At 71.6% G+C, this 15,540-nt stretch carries 15 protein-coding genes; 9 read left to right on the plus strand and 6 right to left on the minus strand.

Features of this window, described 5'->3' with window-relative positions:
* Positions 1-82: 82 nt before the first annotated feature.
* Both FCH28_RS14860 and FCH28_RS14865 read left to right on the plus strand, forming a co-directional pair.
* On the plus strand, positions 83-865 hold the full coding sequence (locus FCH28_RS14860) for an MBL fold metallo-hydrolase (protein WP_136740337.1): 783 nt from the start codon (positions 83-85) through the stop codon (positions 863-865).
* 41 nt (positions 866-906) lie between these two features.
* Positions 907-1,536, plus strand: a complete 630-nt coding sequence (locus FCH28_RS14865; protein WP_136740673.1) for a DedA family protein — start codon at positions 907-909, stop codon at positions 1,534-1,536.
* Between the two features lie 45 nt (positions 1,537-1,581).
* Here the strand turns inward: FCH28_RS14865 and FCH28_RS14870 are convergent, their stop codons facing one another.
* The 3 genes from FCH28_RS14870 to FCH28_RS14880 all read right to left on the minus strand — a co-directional run bounded on the left by FCH28_RS14870 (position 1,582) and on the right by FCH28_RS14880 (position 4,430).
* Positions 1,582-1,761 carry a hypothetical protein gene (locus FCH28_RS14870; RefSeq protein WP_136740338.1) on the minus strand — a complete coding sequence of 60 codons (180 nt, stop codon included), beginning with the start codon at positions 1,759-1,761 and terminating at the stop codon, positions 1,582-1,584.
* A gap of 138 nt (positions 1,762-1,899) precedes the next feature.
* On the minus strand, positions 1,900-3,117 hold the full coding sequence (locus tag FCH28_RS14875) for an MBL fold metallo-hydrolase (protein ID WP_246102857.1): 1,218 nt from the start codon (positions 3,115-3,117) through the stop codon (positions 1,900-1,902).
* 83 nt (positions 3,118-3,200) lie between these two features.
* On the minus strand, positions 3,201-4,430 hold the full coding sequence (locus FCH28_RS14880) for an aminotransferase class I/II-fold pyridoxal phosphate-dependent enzyme (protein WP_136740677.1): 1,230 nt from the start codon (positions 4,428-4,430) through the stop codon (positions 3,201-3,203).
* A 275-nt stretch (positions 4,431-4,705) separates the two neighbouring features.
* Between FCH28_RS14880 and FCH28_RS14885 the strand changes: the two genes are divergently transcribed.
* Together FCH28_RS14885 and FCH28_RS14890 are read left to right on the plus strand one after the other, a co-directional pair.
* Entirely contained in the window at positions 4,706-6,235 is a 1,530-nt protein-coding gene (locus FCH28_RS14885) for a bifunctional phosphatase PAP2/diacylglycerol kinase family protein (protein WP_136740339.1), read from the plus strand.
* Positions 6,236-6,368: 133 nt separating this feature from the next.
* Positions 6,369-7,184 (plus strand): class I SAM-dependent methyltransferase, encoded by an 816-nt coding sequence (locus FCH28_RS14890; protein WP_136740340.1) that lies wholly within the window; start codon positions 6,369-6,371, stop codon positions 7,182-7,184.
* A 125-nt stretch (positions 7,185-7,309) separates the two neighbouring features.
* Here the strand turns inward: FCH28_RS14890 and FCH28_RS14895 are convergent, their stop codons facing one another.
* Complete coding sequence (locus tag FCH28_RS14895; protein ID WP_136740341.1) at positions 7,310-8,155, minus strand: calcium-binding protein; 846 nt, start codon at positions 8,153-8,155, stop codon at positions 7,310-7,312.
* Between the two features lie 454 nt (positions 8,156-8,609).
* On the opposite strand from FCH28_RS14895, the gene FCH28_RS14900 reads away from it, so the two are divergent.
* Positions 8,610-9,617: a hypothetical protein gene (locus FCH28_RS14900; RefSeq protein ID WP_136740342.1), complete on the plus strand. Its 1,008-nt coding sequence runs from the start codon at positions 8,610-8,612 to the stop codon at positions 9,615-9,617.
* Between the two features lie 110 nt (positions 9,618-9,727).
* Entirely contained in the window at positions 9,728-11,224 is a 1,497-nt protein-coding gene (locus tag FCH28_RS14905) for an oxidoreductase (RefSeq protein ID WP_136740343.1), read from the plus strand.
* Positions 11,225-11,230: 6 nt separating this feature from the next.
* On the opposite strand, the gene FCH28_RS14910 is transcribed toward FCH28_RS14905, so the two are convergent.
* Positions 11,231-12,034: a hypothetical protein gene (locus tag FCH28_RS14910; RefSeq protein WP_136740344.1), complete on the minus strand. Its 804-nt coding sequence runs from the start codon at positions 12,032-12,034 to the stop codon at positions 11,231-11,233.
* A 160-nt stretch (positions 12,035-12,194) separates the two neighbouring features.
* Here FCH28_RS14910 and FCH28_RS14915 point away from each other — a divergent pair, with 160 nt between their 5' ends.
* The 3 genes from FCH28_RS14915 to FCH28_RS14925 all read left to right on the plus strand — a co-directional run bounded on the left by FCH28_RS14915 (position 12,195) and on the right by FCH28_RS14925 (position 14,482).
* Positions 12,195-13,412 (plus strand): CapA family protein, encoded by a 1,218-nt coding sequence (locus FCH28_RS14915; protein WP_136740679.1) that lies wholly within the window; start codon positions 12,195-12,197, stop codon positions 13,410-13,412.
* Positions 13,413-13,511: 99 nt separating this feature from the next.
* Positions 13,512-13,865 carry a VOC family protein gene (locus tag FCH28_RS14920; RefSeq protein WP_136740345.1) on the plus strand — a complete coding sequence of 118 codons (354 nt, stop codon included), beginning with the start codon at positions 13,512-13,514 and terminating at the stop codon, positions 13,863-13,865.
* Positions 13,862-14,482 (plus strand): TIGR03086 family metal-binding protein, encoded by a 621-nt coding sequence (locus FCH28_RS14925; RefSeq protein WP_222852424.1) that lies wholly within the window; start codon positions 13,862-13,864, stop codon positions 14,480-14,482. Before FCH28_RS14920 ends, FCH28_RS14925 begins: the two co-directional genes overlap by 4 nt.
* An 89-nt stretch (positions 14,483-14,571) precedes the next feature.
* Here the strand turns inward: FCH28_RS14925 and FCH28_RS14930 are convergent, their stop codons facing one another.
* The gene (locus FCH28_RS14930) at positions 14,572-15,501 is read right to left on the minus strand and encodes an NADP-dependent oxidoreductase (RefSeq protein ID WP_136740683.1); all 930 of its coding nucleotides are present in this window, start codon (positions 15,499-15,501) and stop codon (positions 14,572-14,574) included.
* Positions 15,502-15,540 lie beyond the last annotated feature (39 nt).

Raw genomic sequence — 15,540 nt, forward strand, 5'->3', positions numbered from 1 at the left:
GCCCCGCCCCCGGCAGCCGCATTACGGATGAATGAGGGAAGATCGGGACAGCGAGCCCATGAGGCATGCCGGGAGGTCAGCGGTGTCGGTGCGGGTCACCTGGTGGGGACATGCCACCGCGACGGTCGAGGACTCCGGGATACGAGTGCTCACCGACCCGCTGTTCGTCCGCCGGCTGGCCCATCTGCGCCGCCGCCGAGGCGCGCTGCCGCCCCCGGAGGCCGCGCGGGCCGACCTCGTCCTCGTCTCCCACCTGCACGCCGACCATCTGCACCTCGCCTCTCTCGCCCGGCTGGCGCCCGGAACCCGGCTGGTGGTGCCGCACGGGGCGACGACGGCGGTGCCGGGGCTGCGCCGGTTGGCCGAGGCCCTTGCGCTGCGCGTGACCGAGCTGTGGCCGGGCGAGGAGTTCACGGCCGACGCGCTCACCGTACGGGCGGTGCACGCGGCACACGACGGGCGGCGGCTGCCGTACGGGCCGCGCCGGGTGCCCGCGCTGGGCTATGTCGTGGCCGGCGCGGCGCGGACGTACTTCGCGGGTGACACCGGGCTGTTCGAGGAGATGGCCGACGAGGTCGGGCCATGTGATGTGGCGCTGCTGCCGGTGGGCGGCTGGGGACCGTTCCTCGGGCACGGCCATCTGGACGCGCGGCGGGCGGCGGTGGCGGCGGCCCGGCTGGCACCGCGCTGCGCCGTGCCGGTGCACTTCGGCACGTACTGGCCGATCGGGCTGGACGCGGTGCGGCCGCATGAATTCCACGCTCCTGGCCAGGAATTCGAGCGACTCGCGGCGCGGCTCGCCCCCGAGGTCGTGGTGCACCGGCTCGGGCACGGCGAGTCGGTACGGCCGGCGGTCGCGCGATGAGGGCGATGACGGCAACGGCGGCGATGGCGGCAGCGACGACGATGACGGAGCTCGGCGCGGCGCTGCGGAGCGTGCCGCCGGAGTCGACACAGCAGGTGGTCGGCTATCCCTCACTGTTTCTGCTGGTCATGCTCGGGTCGCTGGTGCCGGTGGTGCCGACGGGCGCGGTGGTCAGCTCGGCCGCGGTGGTGGCGTTCCATCAGACGTCGCCGCTCCCGCTGCTGATCGTCTTCGCGGTCGCGTCGCTGGCCGCGTTCCTCGGCGATGTGGTGCTGTACGCGCTCGGCCGGCGCGGCAGCCACTCCCGGACCGGCGCACGCTGGCTGACCCGGCTGCGCGCCCGCGTCGCACCGGAGCGGCTGGCGCAGGCGCAACGGAAACTGCGCGAGCACGGAGTGCTGATCCTGGTGGTGTCGCGGCTGGTGCCGGCCGGCCGGATCCCGGTGATGCTCGCGTGTCTGCTGGCGGCGATGCCGCTGCGCCGGTTCGTACGCGGCGACCTGCCGGCGTGTCTTGCGTGGGCCGCGACATACGGGCTCATCGGGCTGCTGAGCGGCTCGCTGTTCCCCGAACCGTGGCAGGGCGTGGCCGCGGCGGTGGGACTGACACTGGTGATCGGCGGGGCGCCGGGGCTGCGGCGGCGGGTGCGGCGGAGGGGTGAGGAGGGGTGATGGTGAGAGCCGGGCCCGCTGGGGGCCCGGCCGGTGCAGCTGGGGCTAGAAGTTGAGGTTGCCGTCGAGGTTGGCGTCGAAATGGCCCTTGTCGAGGTTGCCGTTGAGGTTGCCGTTGACGCTGATGTTGGCCAGAGCTTGGGCAGGTGCGGCCAGGACGATGCTCCCGACGGTCAGCAGAACGGAGGCGCCAAGTGCGGCAAGAACTCGATGAATGCGCTGCATGACAGGCCCTTTCGGTCCGTACGCGGCAACGGCGGGAAGCGCTCACCACCGCGTACTCTCTGGAACAGGGCGCCCTGATGAGGTGTAGCCGGATCCTGTAACGAGACTTTCCAGCCAATCGCATGGCCTAACGTCATGTCACCCGTTCGTGTCAGCCAGCACCCGCGACGCCCCCACCGCCAGATCCCACAGGTCCTCACGCGCCCGCCCGGTCGCCTCCCACGCGGCGCGCACCCGGCGCAGGGGCTCCAACGGCGGTTCGGCGGAGAGCAGGAACGTCGACCAGTGCATCGGGACCAGGGCGCGGGCGCCGAGGTCCTGGCAGGCCCGGACTGCCTCTTCCGGGTCGGTGTGCACCGGTCGCAGCATCCAGCGCGGGTCGTACGCGCCGATGGGCAGCAGCGCCAGGTCGATACCGGGATAGCGGCGGCCGATCTCCTCGAACCAGTGGCCGTAGCCGGTGTCCCCCGCGAAGTGGATCCGCCGCCCGTCGGGCGCGGTGAGCACCCAACCGCCCCACAGGGAACGGCAGGTGTCGGTCAGCGTGCGCTTGCTCCAGTGGTGGGCGGGAACGAAGTCGAAGCGTACGGGGCCGCCGGGCGCGGGCAGTTCGACCGCCTCCCACCAGTCGAGGTCGGTGGCCCGGGTGAAGCCCCGGCGGCGGGCCCAGGGCGCCAGGCCGGCGGGGAGCAGCAGCGGGGTCTCGCGCGGCAGCCGCTTGAGGGTGGGGGCGTCCAGGTGGTCGTAGTGGTTGTGGCTGATGACGACGGCGTCGATGGCCGGCAGGTCCTCCCACCGGACGCCGACGGGGGTGACCCGCGCGGGTGTGCCGAGGATCTTGCGGGACCAGACCGGGTCGGTCAGTACGGTCAGACCACCGATCCGGATCACCCAACTGGCGTGCCCGGCCCAGGTCAGGGCGACGGTCGTGGCGTCGACGGCGGGCATCGGGCCGGGTTCGAAGGGGAGTTCCTGGATTTCGAGGAGCGCTTCGCGGGCCGGGCGCAGTTTGCCGTCCCGGGCGATCCGGGCCAGCGCGCGGACGCCGGGCAGCGGCGCGGTCAGCCGGTCGGTGAAGTCCCGGGGCCAGGTGCGGGTCTCGCCGAGGGGGCGGGGCTCGGCGAGGGGTGGTGGCGTGGCGTGCGGGACAAGAGGAGTGACGGCGGTGGCTTCGCGGGTGGTGTCGGGCGTGTCGGCCGTGCCGGAGGCGGTGTCGGGGGTGGTGTCGGGCGTGTCCGGGGCGGCGGGGGCGGCCAGCGCGGACGCCGCCGGCTCGGAGTCGGCGGGCGCGGGCTCGGGGACGGCGGGTTCGCTGCTGGAGGGCTCGGTGAGGGAGCGCTCGGTCTGTTCGGTCATCGAGGGGCTCCATTCAGTGGGCGGAACCAGGGGGCCGGGGCGGCGGGGCGGGGATTCCCATGCCCTCAGGGGGTTGGGGTGGGTCAGCCGTCGCCCTCGTCCGCCGGCGCCGTGAGTGCGGCCAGCGCACGCGACAGTGCGGTCAACGAATCGCGGATATGAGGGAGTTGAAGAGGATCCGGGGCATCCAGGACGCGCCCGCGCAGCTCCGCACCGGCGCCGAGGAGCCCCTCTGCTCCCAGCCGTACCCGCAGAGCGGCCGGCTCATCGCCGAAGTGGTGTCCGCCACGCGCCGCCCAGGGCGCCAACTCCCGTTCCAGGCCCCCGGATTCGGTGATCCCGCGGGCCGCGAGGGGCCGGCCGAGCGGCTCGAAGTCGGCGTACACATGACTGCCGGAGTGCGGCGGCCGGCAGACCGCGCCGGCCTCGGTGAGGCTGCGCTGGAGCGCGGTGGCGAGGACACCGTAGACGCGGGCGGCGGTGGCCGTCCTGGCGCGTACGGAGCCGGGCTCGCCGAGCGCGTGGGTGACGGCGCAGGCGAGCGGCCCTGGCAGTGGGGCATGCAGGGCGGACAGCGCGTCCAGCGCCGCGGTCCGCAGGGCGGCGCCCTGATCGGTGTCGGGGAAGCGGGCGAGCGCGGCGGGCCAGGAGGCGGGGACGAGCGTGGCGCGCAGGTCGGTCAGCACCACGACCTCGTCGGGCAGCATCTCGGCGGGGCTGAGCACCACCGTGTCATGCGGATCGTGCAGCAGATCGCGACGGGACTCGTCACTGATCACCCACAGGCCCTCCTCGGCCGCCGCCTCGCACACCTCGTGCAGCTGCTCGGGCGCCGGGCAGGTCCCGGTCGTGTCGTCGGCGACGGACAGCACCAGTACGCGCGGCGTGTCGCCGTGCATCCGGGCCCGGCGGACGGTCTCCAGCAGCACGAACGGGTCGGGCATCCCGCCCGATTCGGCCGGTACGGGGGCGTGGTGCACCGGCCGGCCGAGCAGCCGGGCGGCGGATGCGTACCACCCCGAGCAGGGGCGCGGCAGCACCACGGCACCGTCGGCCGCGGCGTACAGGGCGAGCAGCAGAGCCGACGCCCCCGGCGCGGCGAGCACCTGGTCCGGGGCGGTGACCAGGCCGCGGCGTTCCCAGTAGCCGCAGGCCGCGGTGCACAGCGTGGCGGAGCCGCCGACGGGTTCCGGTTCACCGCGGCCGGCGGCAGCGGAGAGGAGCGCGGCGAGGTCCGGGAGGACCGGCAGACCCACCGGGGCGTCCGGGTCCGGGTCCGGCTCCCGCCGCGGATCCGGGGCGGTCCGCTGCATCCGTACCTCCACACTCCACGACTGCTGGTCGATCATGGGCCCATCACATGAGTGAGGGCCCCGACCACCTTTGCAGATCGCGGGGGTGGCGGCGCGGGACGACACGTCAGCGGAGGGAGGGCACCGGTCCCCCGGTGCGACACGCCGACGCACGGCCGGGGCCGCAAGGGGCCGGATGCGGCCGTATGGGGCATGCTCCCGCTCATCCGTACGAGCAGGCGCGCGCACAGCCCCCTTACGGCTTGTTTCGTCCCTCCTGGGGTACAAGGTGGCGCATGCTCACGCTCCTCACCACCCTGGACCGGCGCCTCTTCATCCGGATCGCCTCCCGCGAATGGCCGGGCGCCCAGCGCGTACTGCCACGGCTGAGCCACAGCGCCAACCATGGGCTGCTGTGGTTCGGCATCGCGGCCGGGGCGGCGGCGTTGGGCGGCCGCCCCGCGCGCCGGGCCGCGCTGCGCGGTGTCGCCTCCCTGGCGGCCGCGTCGGCCACCGTGAACACCCTCGGCAAACGCTCCGTACGCCGCCGGCGCCCTTTGCTGGACGCGGTGCCGGTCATCCGCCAGCTCAGCCGGCAGCCCATCACCTCGTCCTTCCCGTCGGGCCACACGGCCTCCGCGGTGGCCTTCGCCACCGGAGTCGCCTTCGAGAACAAGTGGTGGGGCCTGGCGCTGGCGCCGGTCGCCGTGTCGGTGGCGTTCTCCCGCATCTATACGGGGGCGCACTACCCGGGCGATGTGCTGGCCGGGGCCGCACTGGGCGCCGGGGCCGCCTTCGCCGTACGCGGCCTGGCGCCGACCCGCGCCCAGCTGGCACCGCCGGCCCGACCGCGCGCGGAGGCGCCCGCGCTCCCCGGGGGACGCGGCCTGGTCGTCGTGGCGAACCACGGCTCGGGCCAGCGCACCGGGCCGCGCCCCTACCGGACGCAGGAGGTGCACGGGGTACTGCCGGAGGCCGAAGTGGTGGTGTGCGGCCGGGCCGACACCCCGCCACTGGACGAAGCACTGGAGGACGCCGCGGAGCGGGCGAAGCAACTCAACGGGGCGCTCGGCGTGTTGGGCGGCGACGGCACGGTCAACGCCGCGGCGGCCGTCGCCGTACGGCATGGGCTGCCGCTGGCGGTGCTGCCCGGCGGCACCCACAACCACTTCGCGTACGACCTGGGGATCGAGACCCATGCCGAGGCCGCGCGCGCCGTGGAGAGCGGCGAGGCGGTCGCGGTGGACCTGGCGCGCTTCCGGGCCGGCCCGCACCAGGAGGGGCGGTACTTCCTCAACACCTTCTCGATCGGCCCGTATCCGGAGCTGGTGCGCATCCGGGAGGAGTGGGCGGGCCGGATCGGCGCCTGGCCGGCCGGGGTGCTCGCCGCGTGGGAGGTGCTGCGCACCGCCGAGCCGCTGACCGTATGGATCAACGGCAAGCGGCAGGTCGTATGGCTGGTGTTCGCCGGCAACTGCCAGTACCGCGGGCTGGGGTTGGCGCCGGTGCGCCGGCACGACCTGGCGGACGGTGTGCTCGATGTACGAGTGGTGCACGGCGGCCGTCTGGCCCGCACCCGGCTGCTCGCGGCTGCCCTGACGGGCACTCCCCACACCTCGCCGGTCCTCCACGAGGCGCGGGTGCACAGCCTGCGCATCAGCCTGGGACCCGACACGCGGACGGACCTGCTGACCGACCTACGGGCCGACGAGCCGCCGCGCCGCACGGACGCCGCGTTCGACGGCGAAGTCCTCGCGCTCTCGGGCGAGTTGACGCTGGAGAAGGAGAACGAGGCGCTGACGGTCTATCGCCTGCTTCCGGAATAGACCATCGACGGGCGCGGCCCCGCATCCCGAATTACGAGACACGTCTCTCAACATACGAGACCTCGGCGTACGCTGTGACCAGCGATCCGCACCGCACACAGTGCCCGCATCCGGCCGAGCGAGGGAGCGAACCATGCCGCAGGAGTCCGCCGTCTACACCCACGGTCACCACGAGTCCGTACTGCGCTCCCACACCTGGCGCACCGCCGCCAACTCGGCCGGGTACCTGCTGGGTTCACTGCAACCGCACATGCGCATACTGGACATCGGCTGCGGCCCCGGCACCATCACCGCCGACCTGGCCGCACTGGTACCGGACGGCGAGGTCATCGGCCTGGAGCACGCACCGGCCGTACTGGAGCAGGCGCGCACCACCGCCGCCGACCGTGGGATCGAGAACGTCCGCTTCGCGGTCGGCGATGTCCACGCACTGGACTACCCGGATGACACCTTCTGCGTGGTGCACGCCCATCAGGTGCTGCAGCATGTGGGCGATCCCGTGCAGGCCCTGCGCGAGATGCGCCGCGTCACCAAGCCCGGCGGGATCGTCGCCGTCCGCGATTCGGACTACTCGGCCATGACCTGGTATCCGGAGTCCGCCGGCATGACCGACTGGCAGGACCTGTATCTGCGGGTGGCCCGCTCCAACGGCGGCGAGCCGGACGCCGGACGCCGACTGCACGCCTGGGCACGCCGGGCCGGCTTCGACCGGACCGCCGTCACCGCCACCGCGAGCACCTGGTGCTACCACACCCCGCAGGAGCGCACCTGGTGGAGCGAGCTGTGGGCGGACCGCACGGTCGCCTCGTCGTACGCCCGGATCGCGGTGGACGGCGGACACGCCACGCCGGAGGACCTGACCCGCATCGCGCAGGCATGGCGGCAGTGGGGCGCCCACGAGGACGGCTGGTTCGCCGTCCTGCATGGCGAGATCCTGTGCCGGGCGTGAACGGCGACACGCCGGGTGAGGCGCGGTAGGCCGCGCCTCACCCCAGGCACCGCCACGGGCAGCGGGCAGCGGGCGACAGGCAGCGGACAGCGCCCCACCATCCAAGATCTCCGGCAGCGCCGAGCTCAGTCCTGGTGCAGCTCGTTGCGGCCGGGGCCGCCGGAGAGCTTGTCGGTGCCCGCGCCGCCCCACAGGACGTCGTCACCGCTGTTGCCCCACAGTGTGTCGCCACCCGCCTCGCCGTGAAGCCTGTCGTTGCCCTTGCCGCCGTAAAGGACGTCGGCGCCGCCGCTGCCGTGCAGGACGTCGTTGCCGTCGTCGCCGTGCAGGTTGTTCTCCTCGCCGGTACCGGTCAGGGAGTCGTTCCCGGCTCCGCCTGAGCAGTCCTGCCCGCAGTGGGTGAGGGTGTCGTTCCCCGGGCCGCCGAAAGAGCCGAAGCCGAACGGACCACCGCCGCCGTCGAGGCGGTCGTCGCCCTCGTCGCCGTGGAGCACGGCGGACGCGGACCCCTTGAGCACGTCGTTGCCCTTGCCGCCGTAGACGCCGGCCCATGCGTCGCTGTCCGGTTCGAGCGTCGCGGTGTCGTCCTTGTCGCCGAGGTCGATGTCGTAGCTGTCCGAGTCATCAGAGTTCTGCGGGATCTCGACCGCACAGCGCACGACGGTGCGGTCGCCCCGCGTGGGGTACGTGCACTCGTCCGCGCTCGCCGCACTCGCGTCGACGGCGATGTCGTACCGATCGCGGAAGGTGAGGACGTAGTACGACGCGAACTCACCGCGGTGCTCGACCTCTTCGTCGACCGTCAGCTTGTTCTGCTGGCCGGGGGCGGCCTTGTACCAGAGCTCACCGTCCTCGTGGACGACGGTGGCCGTGGCCCTCGGGGCCGCCTGGGCGGCCGGCGCCGCGAGGGCGGTTGAGCCGAGGGCGAGGGCGAAGGTGGCGGTGGCAACGACGGTGCTGTGGGTGCGCATTCGGAAGTGGCCCTTCGGGATGTCGGTGCGCCGGGGTGCTTGCGGTCACCGAGTGAGACCGGGCATCCGAGAACGGCGTTGTTCCACGGGTCATGAACAACTGCGGACCAGGCAGTGGCAGGGGCGTAAACAGCTTCCACGTATTACTGGCGGGTTAACGCGGCGCATTGTGCGGCTGGCGTGATCGCCCCGCGGTGCGACTGAGTTACGTCTGTTACAAACGTTACGGGCGAACGCAATAGTAACTTTCTAGGTTATTTGCCGCGGCCATCCCACCCCCACCTCCATTCAGAACGCCAACTCCGTTATTTCGACGCACACATCGACAGTCTGACGTTTCCCGGAGCGGTCTGGGAATCACGGCTGGCGAGGTGCGTCAAATCCGGTGTGCCGCATTCCCCCCACGAATCGGCGCGGCCCTCAAGCGGCCGATGCCCGAATGATAGGAGACCGTGTGTCAACGCAACTGCAGACCGAGCCCACTCTGGGCCGGCGCAAGAGCAGTGTGATGGCCGGGGCGCTCGCCACCGCGTTCCTCACCGGCATATCCCTGATCGGTTCCCAGAGCCCCGCTTTCGCCGACGACGGTCAGCCCGCGAAGGTCGCCGACGGCACCTACGAGTCCGACCAGGACGTCCTCGCCGCTATGGAGAAGACGGATCCGGTCAACTCCTCGGAATCCTCCATGGGCTATCCGGCCGGGGTCGACAAGGACAAGGCATTCACCCTGGCGGACGTGCAGAGCAAATACGACCCCGAACAGGCCGTAAAGGACGCCCAGGCGGCGGCGACGCAGTACGCGGCCGACGAGAAGCACTCCGCGCCGCTGCGGGAGAGCGCCAAGCACCTGGTCGACGGATGGGCCGACGCGACCAAGCCCAGCGGCACCGACATCCGCCAGAACACCAAGGACAGCCAGCTGTCCGGCGGGCAGAGCGCCGAGCAGTACTGCAACATGACCAACACCGACTCCCAGAGCCCGTACTACGGTCAGGCGGCGCCCTGCATGTTCGTCGGGAAGGTCGACGAGAAGTACCCGCAGCGGGGCGCCAGCGACGGCCTCACGGGCGAGGGCAAGCTCACCTACAAGGTCACGGCGTCCGTCGCCGACGAGCAGAGCACGACCGAAGGCTGGCAGGTGGGCGGCAAGATCACGCCCACCATCAGCGGCGACGGCGGATCGGGCGCCGCAGAGGCCAGCTTCACCTACAGCTACAGCTCCACCTCCACCACCAAGGTGCAGAACACCCGGGAGTCGGACGTCGAGATCAACGTGCCGGCGGGCAAGAAGGGCATTCTGGAGGGCCGGGCCAACGGCGCCACCTACACCGGCTACATCGTCGTCCGCGACCTGGACAGCAGCAACCAGGAGCATGTCGTAGCCATTCCCGCACGGGTCTTCATCCAGGCCCCTGGCAGCAGCAGCGCGGTCACCTGGGTCAAGCGGCTCACCCCCGCGTAACAGGCGGGCCCAGCCCGGTCGAGGGCCTGTCCGGTGGGTCGGATGTGACTCACCGGACGGCCCCCGCCGGTGTTCAAGAGCCTACGACCGCCGCCGGTTAGTCTTCCGGAATGCACTCGTACGAGGAACTCACGTCGGCAGAGCGGCAGTTGTGGGACGCCTATCTCACTGGCCGTTTGGTGGACTTCCGTACGGGTGGTCCGGAGGACGACCCCGAGAACGGGGGTGACTGGGATGCCGAGCGGACGATCAGGGCCGGTGTCGCACGGGCTCTTCTCCTCGGCGGGAACCCGGGGCAACCCGGAAGCATCCCGGCGCTGCGGATCGCAGGGGCCCGGATCAGCGGCGTGCTCGATCTCAGCGGGGCCGACATCGAGCACGGCATGTGGTTCAAGGAATGCTGGTTCGAGCGGGGCGTCGGGCTCTACGGCGCGACGACCCGGACGGTCGAGATCACCGGCAGCAGACTTCCGGGACTCAACCTGACCATGGCCCGGGTGGAGGGCCGGGTCGTCCTTCGCCGCACGGTCCTGAGCGGCAGTCTCGAGCTGGTGAACGCGCGCCTGGCAGGTGAGTTGATACTCAGTGACGCGGTCATCTCCCACCCCGGCGACTGGGCTCTCGTGGCCGGCGGACTCGCCATGGAAGGTGGATTGTTCTGCCGTAGAACCATCGTGCACGGCGGAATACGACTCCTGGGGGCTCACCTGCCCGGCGGCCTGCACATGGAGGAGGCGCGGCTACGGCATCCCGAAGGCGTCGCGCTTCTCGCCGACCGCGCTGTGGTGAGCAGCCTGGCGATGTCCGAGGGCTTCACAGCCGAAGGGACGGTCAGTCTGCGGGGCGCGCAGATAGCGGACCAGCTGACCCTCGACAACGCCGTCCTACAAGCCCGCGGCACCGCACTGGACTGCACCCATATGCAGGCGGGAGCCTTCGTCTTCACCCCGGCCGAGCCGCCGTCCGGCCCGGTGGACCTGCAGGATGCCCGGGCTGGGACCGTCCACGACCGAGCGGGCGCCTGGCCGGACACCGTACGGCTCCAGGGATTCACCTACGGCTCCCTCCACGACAGCACCGAACTCCAGGCGTCTTCCGCGGGGCAGGGGTCTTCCGTGGGGCGCCGTGTGGCGTGGATACGCCGACATCCCGGCTATGCCGCGCAGCCGTACGAGCAACTGGCCGCCTGGTACCGGCGGCTCGGTCACGACGACGACGCGCGACGCGTCATGCTGGCCAAACAGCGCCACCGCAGGAAGACCCTGGGTCTCCCGGCCCGCCTGTGGGGCCACCTCCTGGACGGCACGGTTGGCTACGGCTACCGCCCCTGGCTCGCCGGCGTGTGGCTCGCGGCGCTCGTCCTGCTCGGCACCACGGTCTTCGGTGCGCACTCGCCCCGGCCGACCGAACCCGGACAGGTGCCGCCGTTCAACGCCTTCGTCTACACCCTCGACCTGTTGATCCCCATCGGTGGTCTCGGCCAACGCACATCCTGGTACTGGCAGGGGGGAACGGCCGCCTGGCTGTCCTACGCTCTCGTCGCGGCCGGATGGATCCTGACGACCGCGGTACTCGCTGGTATCACCCGCACCCTGAATCGGAACTGACCCTCTTCAGCGGCCTGTTCGTGGGCCGAGACGTGGGGCTGAGACGTGGGCGTCCACTGCGTCTACAGCGTCCAGCAGGGCAAGCAGCGGCCCATGATCGGGCCGGGCCTCCGGGTCCCATGCCGCGAGCAGTTCCTCCAGCGCGTTCGTGTAGTGCCTGACGGCCGCCGTGATGTCGCACCGGGTGTACGGGGCGGGCGCGGCCTTCAGAGCCGCCGCCCAGGCATCCCATCGCGTTCCGCCGAAACGGTGGTGAGTTGTTCCCGCCTCCCGATCGCGGAGCAGCATGGCGGCGACGAGGACGTGCCGTGCCAGCTGCAGGGTCAGGTGTCCGCCGATCAGCATGTCGTCACGAGCGGCTTTGGTCGCGGCCAGCACCGCGTCGAACCGGAAGTCATTGGCCAGCTCAGCCATGGGACTGCCCTTGTCCGGGGCGGTCTCGCCGGGCGGAGGGGCCGCGGTGTGGTGCATGGGAACCACCGCCGTGATGTCGATCCGGCGCAGGTCGACCAGCACCAGCCGAAGCGTGTGGCGACGGGCGTCGCCGCTGCGGCTGGACGCGAAGACAGGCGCGAGACGGGACTCGACCCGTTCGGCGAAGGCTTCCGCCACGGTCGCCGGTTCCGGGGTGACGATCTCGACGTCCAGGTCGGACCAACGATCGATGTCGTCGCCCTCGCCTGCGCCCGAGCCGTACGGACGGATGCTGTGGATACGGGCGTCCTGCGCGGCGAAGTCGCCCAACAGCGGCAGGACGGCCGACTGCCAGCCCGCTATAGGCAAGCCGGCTCCCGCGGCATTCCTGATCATGGCCACCAGAGTCGCACGGCCATCTCCTCCGGCCGCTCCGTCAACGGAACGCCGGCGTGAACGCACGAACGGCCCAATCCGACGCCCGTCCGACATATTTTCCTATTTGCCCCGGTATGGATGGGCCATGACCCAACTACGAGCCGTTGCCCGACACCGCATGGCCGGCGTGCAGCGAATAGCGCACCAGATAGCAGGCAGGCCCCGCACGGCCGCCGTGGCAGCCCTGGCCGTGCTGGCGGCGAGCTGTGGCGCCCAGCAGTACGACGCTCCCCCGCCCGCCCTGAGCCCGGATGGGTCGTACGCCGCCCAGGCCGTCGCCGCCCCCGAATTCACCCTCCTGGCCGCCGGCGACGTCCTCCCGCACCGCGAGGTCATCGAGCAGTCCCGCAAGGACGCACACGGCCGCGGCCATGACTTCCGTGCCATGCTGGCCGGGGTGAAACCGGTCGTCTCCGGCGCCGACCTGGCGATATGCCATGTGGGGGCGGTCTACGGCAAGGAGGGCGGCCCGCTCTCCGGTCGTCCCCCCTTCGCGTCCCCGCCGCAGCTCGCCGCCGCCCTCAAGCACACCGGCTACGACTCCTGCTCCACCGCCTCCGACCACGCCCTCGACGACGGTACGGACGGCGTACGCCGCACCCTTGGTGCCATGGACGCCGCGGGTCTGCGCCATGCGGGCTCGGCCCGCTCCACCGCCGAGGCCGGCCGGCCCACCCTCCTCAAGGCCGGACCGGCGAAGGTCGCCCAGCTCTCCTACACCTATGGCACCCACGGCACCAACAGCACCACGCTGCCCGGTGGACAGCCCTGGGCGGTCAATCTGATCGACCGGGACAAGATCGTCGCCGATGCGCGGGCCGCCCGTAAGGCCGGCGCCGACGTGGTCGTCGTCAGCGTCCACTGGGGCACGGAGTGGCAGCAGGCGCCCGACGGGCAACAACGCGCCCTGGCCCGCGCACTGACCTCCGCGCGTACCGCGGGACGGCCGGACATCGATCTGATCCTGGGCACGGGCGCCCATGCCCCGCAGGCGTACGAGAAGGTCAACGGCACCTGGGTCGTCTACGGCCTGGGCGACCAGCTCACGGGCCGGGTGCCCACCGTCCGGGGCACGCTCGACGCCCGCGCCAACGAGAGCTCGATGGCCCGCTTCACCTTCGCCCGGCAGCCGGGGAACGATGCCCGCTGGGCCGTCCGCAGGGCCGAGTTCCTGCCCCAACTCGCCGACCCGAAGGGCGGGTTCCGCGTCATCGACCTCGCGATGGCGCTGACCAGGGACCCCGGGCGTAGCGACTACCTGCGCGCCCGTGACGACATCGGTGCCCTCGTGCTCTCCCGGGGCGCGGCCGACGACGGGCTGGTCATGGCCGAGTGACCGCGCGTCGCCCCGCGCCGTCTCCCTGATCCGGTCGCTGGTCGGGTCAATGATCGCCCGCTCCCCCACCCCGGAATTCCTTCAACTAGGCTTGCCCGTATGGACATTCTGGGGACCTCATTGCGGGTGTGCGTCGGCGATCTCGATGCCGCGATCGGCGTCTACGAACGGCTGACCGGCGCCGAAGCCATACGCTTTCAGCGCGGCGGCGTCGCGGTCGCGGCGGTCGGGTGCTTCTTCCTGATGAGCGGCCCCGAGGCCGAGTTGTCGGTGCTGCGGAAGATCACCGCGACCCTCGCCGTGAGCGATGTGGACGAGGCGGTCGTCGACTTGAAGGCGGTCGGCGCGGACATCATCGCCGGCCCGCTGCCGACCCCGATCGGCCGCAATCTGGTCGCCCGCCATCCGGACGGTTCCGTCTTCGAGTACGTCGACCGGAAGCAGGACGCGTGAACGACTTCCTCGCGGCCCACCGCACCGTCATGAGCATCGCCACCGAGGTCGTGAGCCGGGTGCGCCCGGACCAACTGGGCCTGCCCACGCCGTGCGCGGCCTGGGATCTGGGGCAGTTGCTGGCCCACATGGTCGGCCAGAACCATGGCTTCGCGGCGGTGGCGCGCGGCGAGACCAGCGATGCGTCGGTGTTCGCCGACCGGCCGGTGGGCGAGGACCCGGGCGCGGATTTCGCCGCGTCGGCCCGTGACGTCGTCGCCGCGTTCAACGAGGAAGGCGTGACGGAACGGAAGTTCTGGCTGCCGGAGATCAGGGACGGCATCATGCTCCCCGCCACGACATCGATGGGCTTCCACTTCATCGACTACGTGGTGCACTCCTGGGATGTCGCCGCGTCCCTGGGCCGGAGCGTGGAGTTCGACGCGGACATCCTCGCGCGCTCGCTGCCGATCGCCGAGGCGGTGCCGGGTGGCAAGGCCCGCGAGGCCGCGGACTCCGCGTTCGCCCCCATCCTGGAGCGCCCGGACCTCCTGGAGCGCCCGCAGGAGGCCACCACGCTGGACCGCATCCTGGCGCTGCTCGGCCGCTCTCCCGAATGGCCGAGCGTGGCACAGTAACGGCCGTTCGGAGGCGGGGAGTTGGGCCAGGGGCAGCGGCCAGAGCAGGGCCGTAGGCGTGGGACCCTCGGCGGTCAGGCAGGCACGTCTCAGGACACATCCACCTCCAGGACGATCTTGCCGCGGGCCCGGCCGGCCATGCTGAGCCGGAACGCCTCGGCGGCCTTGGCCAGCGGGAACGTCGCCTCGACGGGAACGCTGAGCTTGCCGGCATCCGCGAGCTCGGCGAGCGCCGTCAGATCGGCGCTGTCCGGCCGCACCCATACGAGGTGACCGCCCTTCGCCTTCACCTCGCCGTCGGCGATGGACACCACCCGCGTCCGATCCTTCAGCAGCTCCTGCGAGACATCGATGACCCCGTCACCGACGAAGTCCAGCGCGACGTCCACGCCTTCAGGAGCCAGCGCCCGCACCCGGTCGGCGAGCCCCTCGCCGTAGGTCACCGGCTCGGCTCCCAGGGACCGCAGGAAGTCATGGTTGCGCTCGCTGGCCGTGCCGATCACGCGGGCGCCCTCCGCCACCGCGATCTGTACGCCGAGCGAACCGACGCCACCTGCCGCGGCATGCACCAGAACCGTCTCACCCCGCTTCGCACCGACCCGCCCAAGCGCCTGATAGGCCGTCAGCCCGGCCAGCGGCAGACCCGCGGCCTGCTGCCAGCTGAGCGCGGCCGGCTTGCGCGCCAGCGTCCGCACCGGGGCGGCGACCAGCTCGGCGAAGGTGCCGTGCTGCACCTCGTCCTTGCGGACATAGCCGATGACCTCGTCGCCGACCTCGTACTCGGTGGCATCGGCGCCGACCGCCTCGACCACGCCCGCGACATCCCATCCGGGGATCAGCGGATAGTGGGAGTGCAGCATCGCGTCGAGATAGCCCCCGACGATCTTCCAGTCCACGGGATTGACGCCGGCCGCCTTCACCCGGACCAGGACCGAGTCGGGCGCCACCTTCGGATCGGGCTGGTCGGTGTACTCAAGGACCGAGGGGCCGCCGTAACTGTTCGTGGTGATTGCCTTCATGACCGTCACAACGAGTATCGTTCGCGGATCATTCCCGCG

The organism is Streptomyces piniterrae (genome assembly GCF_005048155.1).
GTDB lineage: Bacteria > Actinomycetota > Actinomycetes > Streptomycetales > Streptomycetaceae > Streptomyces > Streptomyces piniterrae.

Coding starts and splice junctions, on each gene's coding strand:
- FCH28_RS14870 (WP_136740338.1), bottom strand. CDS start 1,761: ATGCAGCGCATTCATCGAGTTCTTGCCGCACTTGGCGCCTCCGTTCTG.
- FCH28_RS14920 (WP_136740345.1), top strand. CDS start 13,512: ATGGACATTCTGGGGACCTCATTGCGGGTGTGCGTCGGCGATCTCGAT.
- FCH28_RS14865 (WP_136740673.1), top strand. CDS start 907: ATGACGGAGCTCGGCGCGGCGCTGCGGAGCGTGCCGCCGGAGTCGACA.
- FCH28_RS14890 (WP_136740340.1), top strand. CDS start 6,369: ATGCCGCAGGAGTCCGCCGTCTACACCCACGGTCACCACGAGTCCGTA.
- FCH28_RS14885 (WP_136740339.1), top strand. CDS start 4,706: ATGCTCACGCTCCTCACCACCCTGGACCGGCGCCTCTTCATCCGGATC.
- FCH28_RS14915 (WP_136740679.1), top strand. CDS start 12,195: ATGGCCGGCGTGCAGCGAATAGCGCACCAGATAGCAGGCAGGCCCCGC.
- FCH28_RS14875 (WP_246102857.1), bottom strand. CDS start 3,117: ATGACCGAACAGACCGAGCGCTCCCTCACCGAGCCCTCCAGCAGCGAA.
- FCH28_RS14880 (WP_136740677.1), bottom strand. CDS start 4,430: ATGCAGCGGACCGCCCCGGATCCGCGGCGGGAGCCGGACCCGGACCCG.
- FCH28_RS14910 (WP_136740344.1), bottom strand. CDS start 12,034: ATGATCAGGAATGCCGCGGGAGCCGGCTTGCCTATAGCGGGCTGGCAG.
- FCH28_RS14895 (WP_136740341.1), bottom strand. CDS start 8,155: ATGCGCACCCACAGCACCGTCGTTGCCACCGCCACCTTCGCCCTCGCC.
- FCH28_RS14930 (WP_136740683.1), bottom strand. CDS start 15,501: ATGAAGGCAATCACCACGAACAGTTACGGCGGCCCCTCGGTCCTTGAG.
- FCH28_RS14905 (WP_136740343.1), top strand. CDS start 9,728: ATGCACTCGTACGAGGAACTCACGTCGGCAGAGCGGCAGTTGTGGGAC.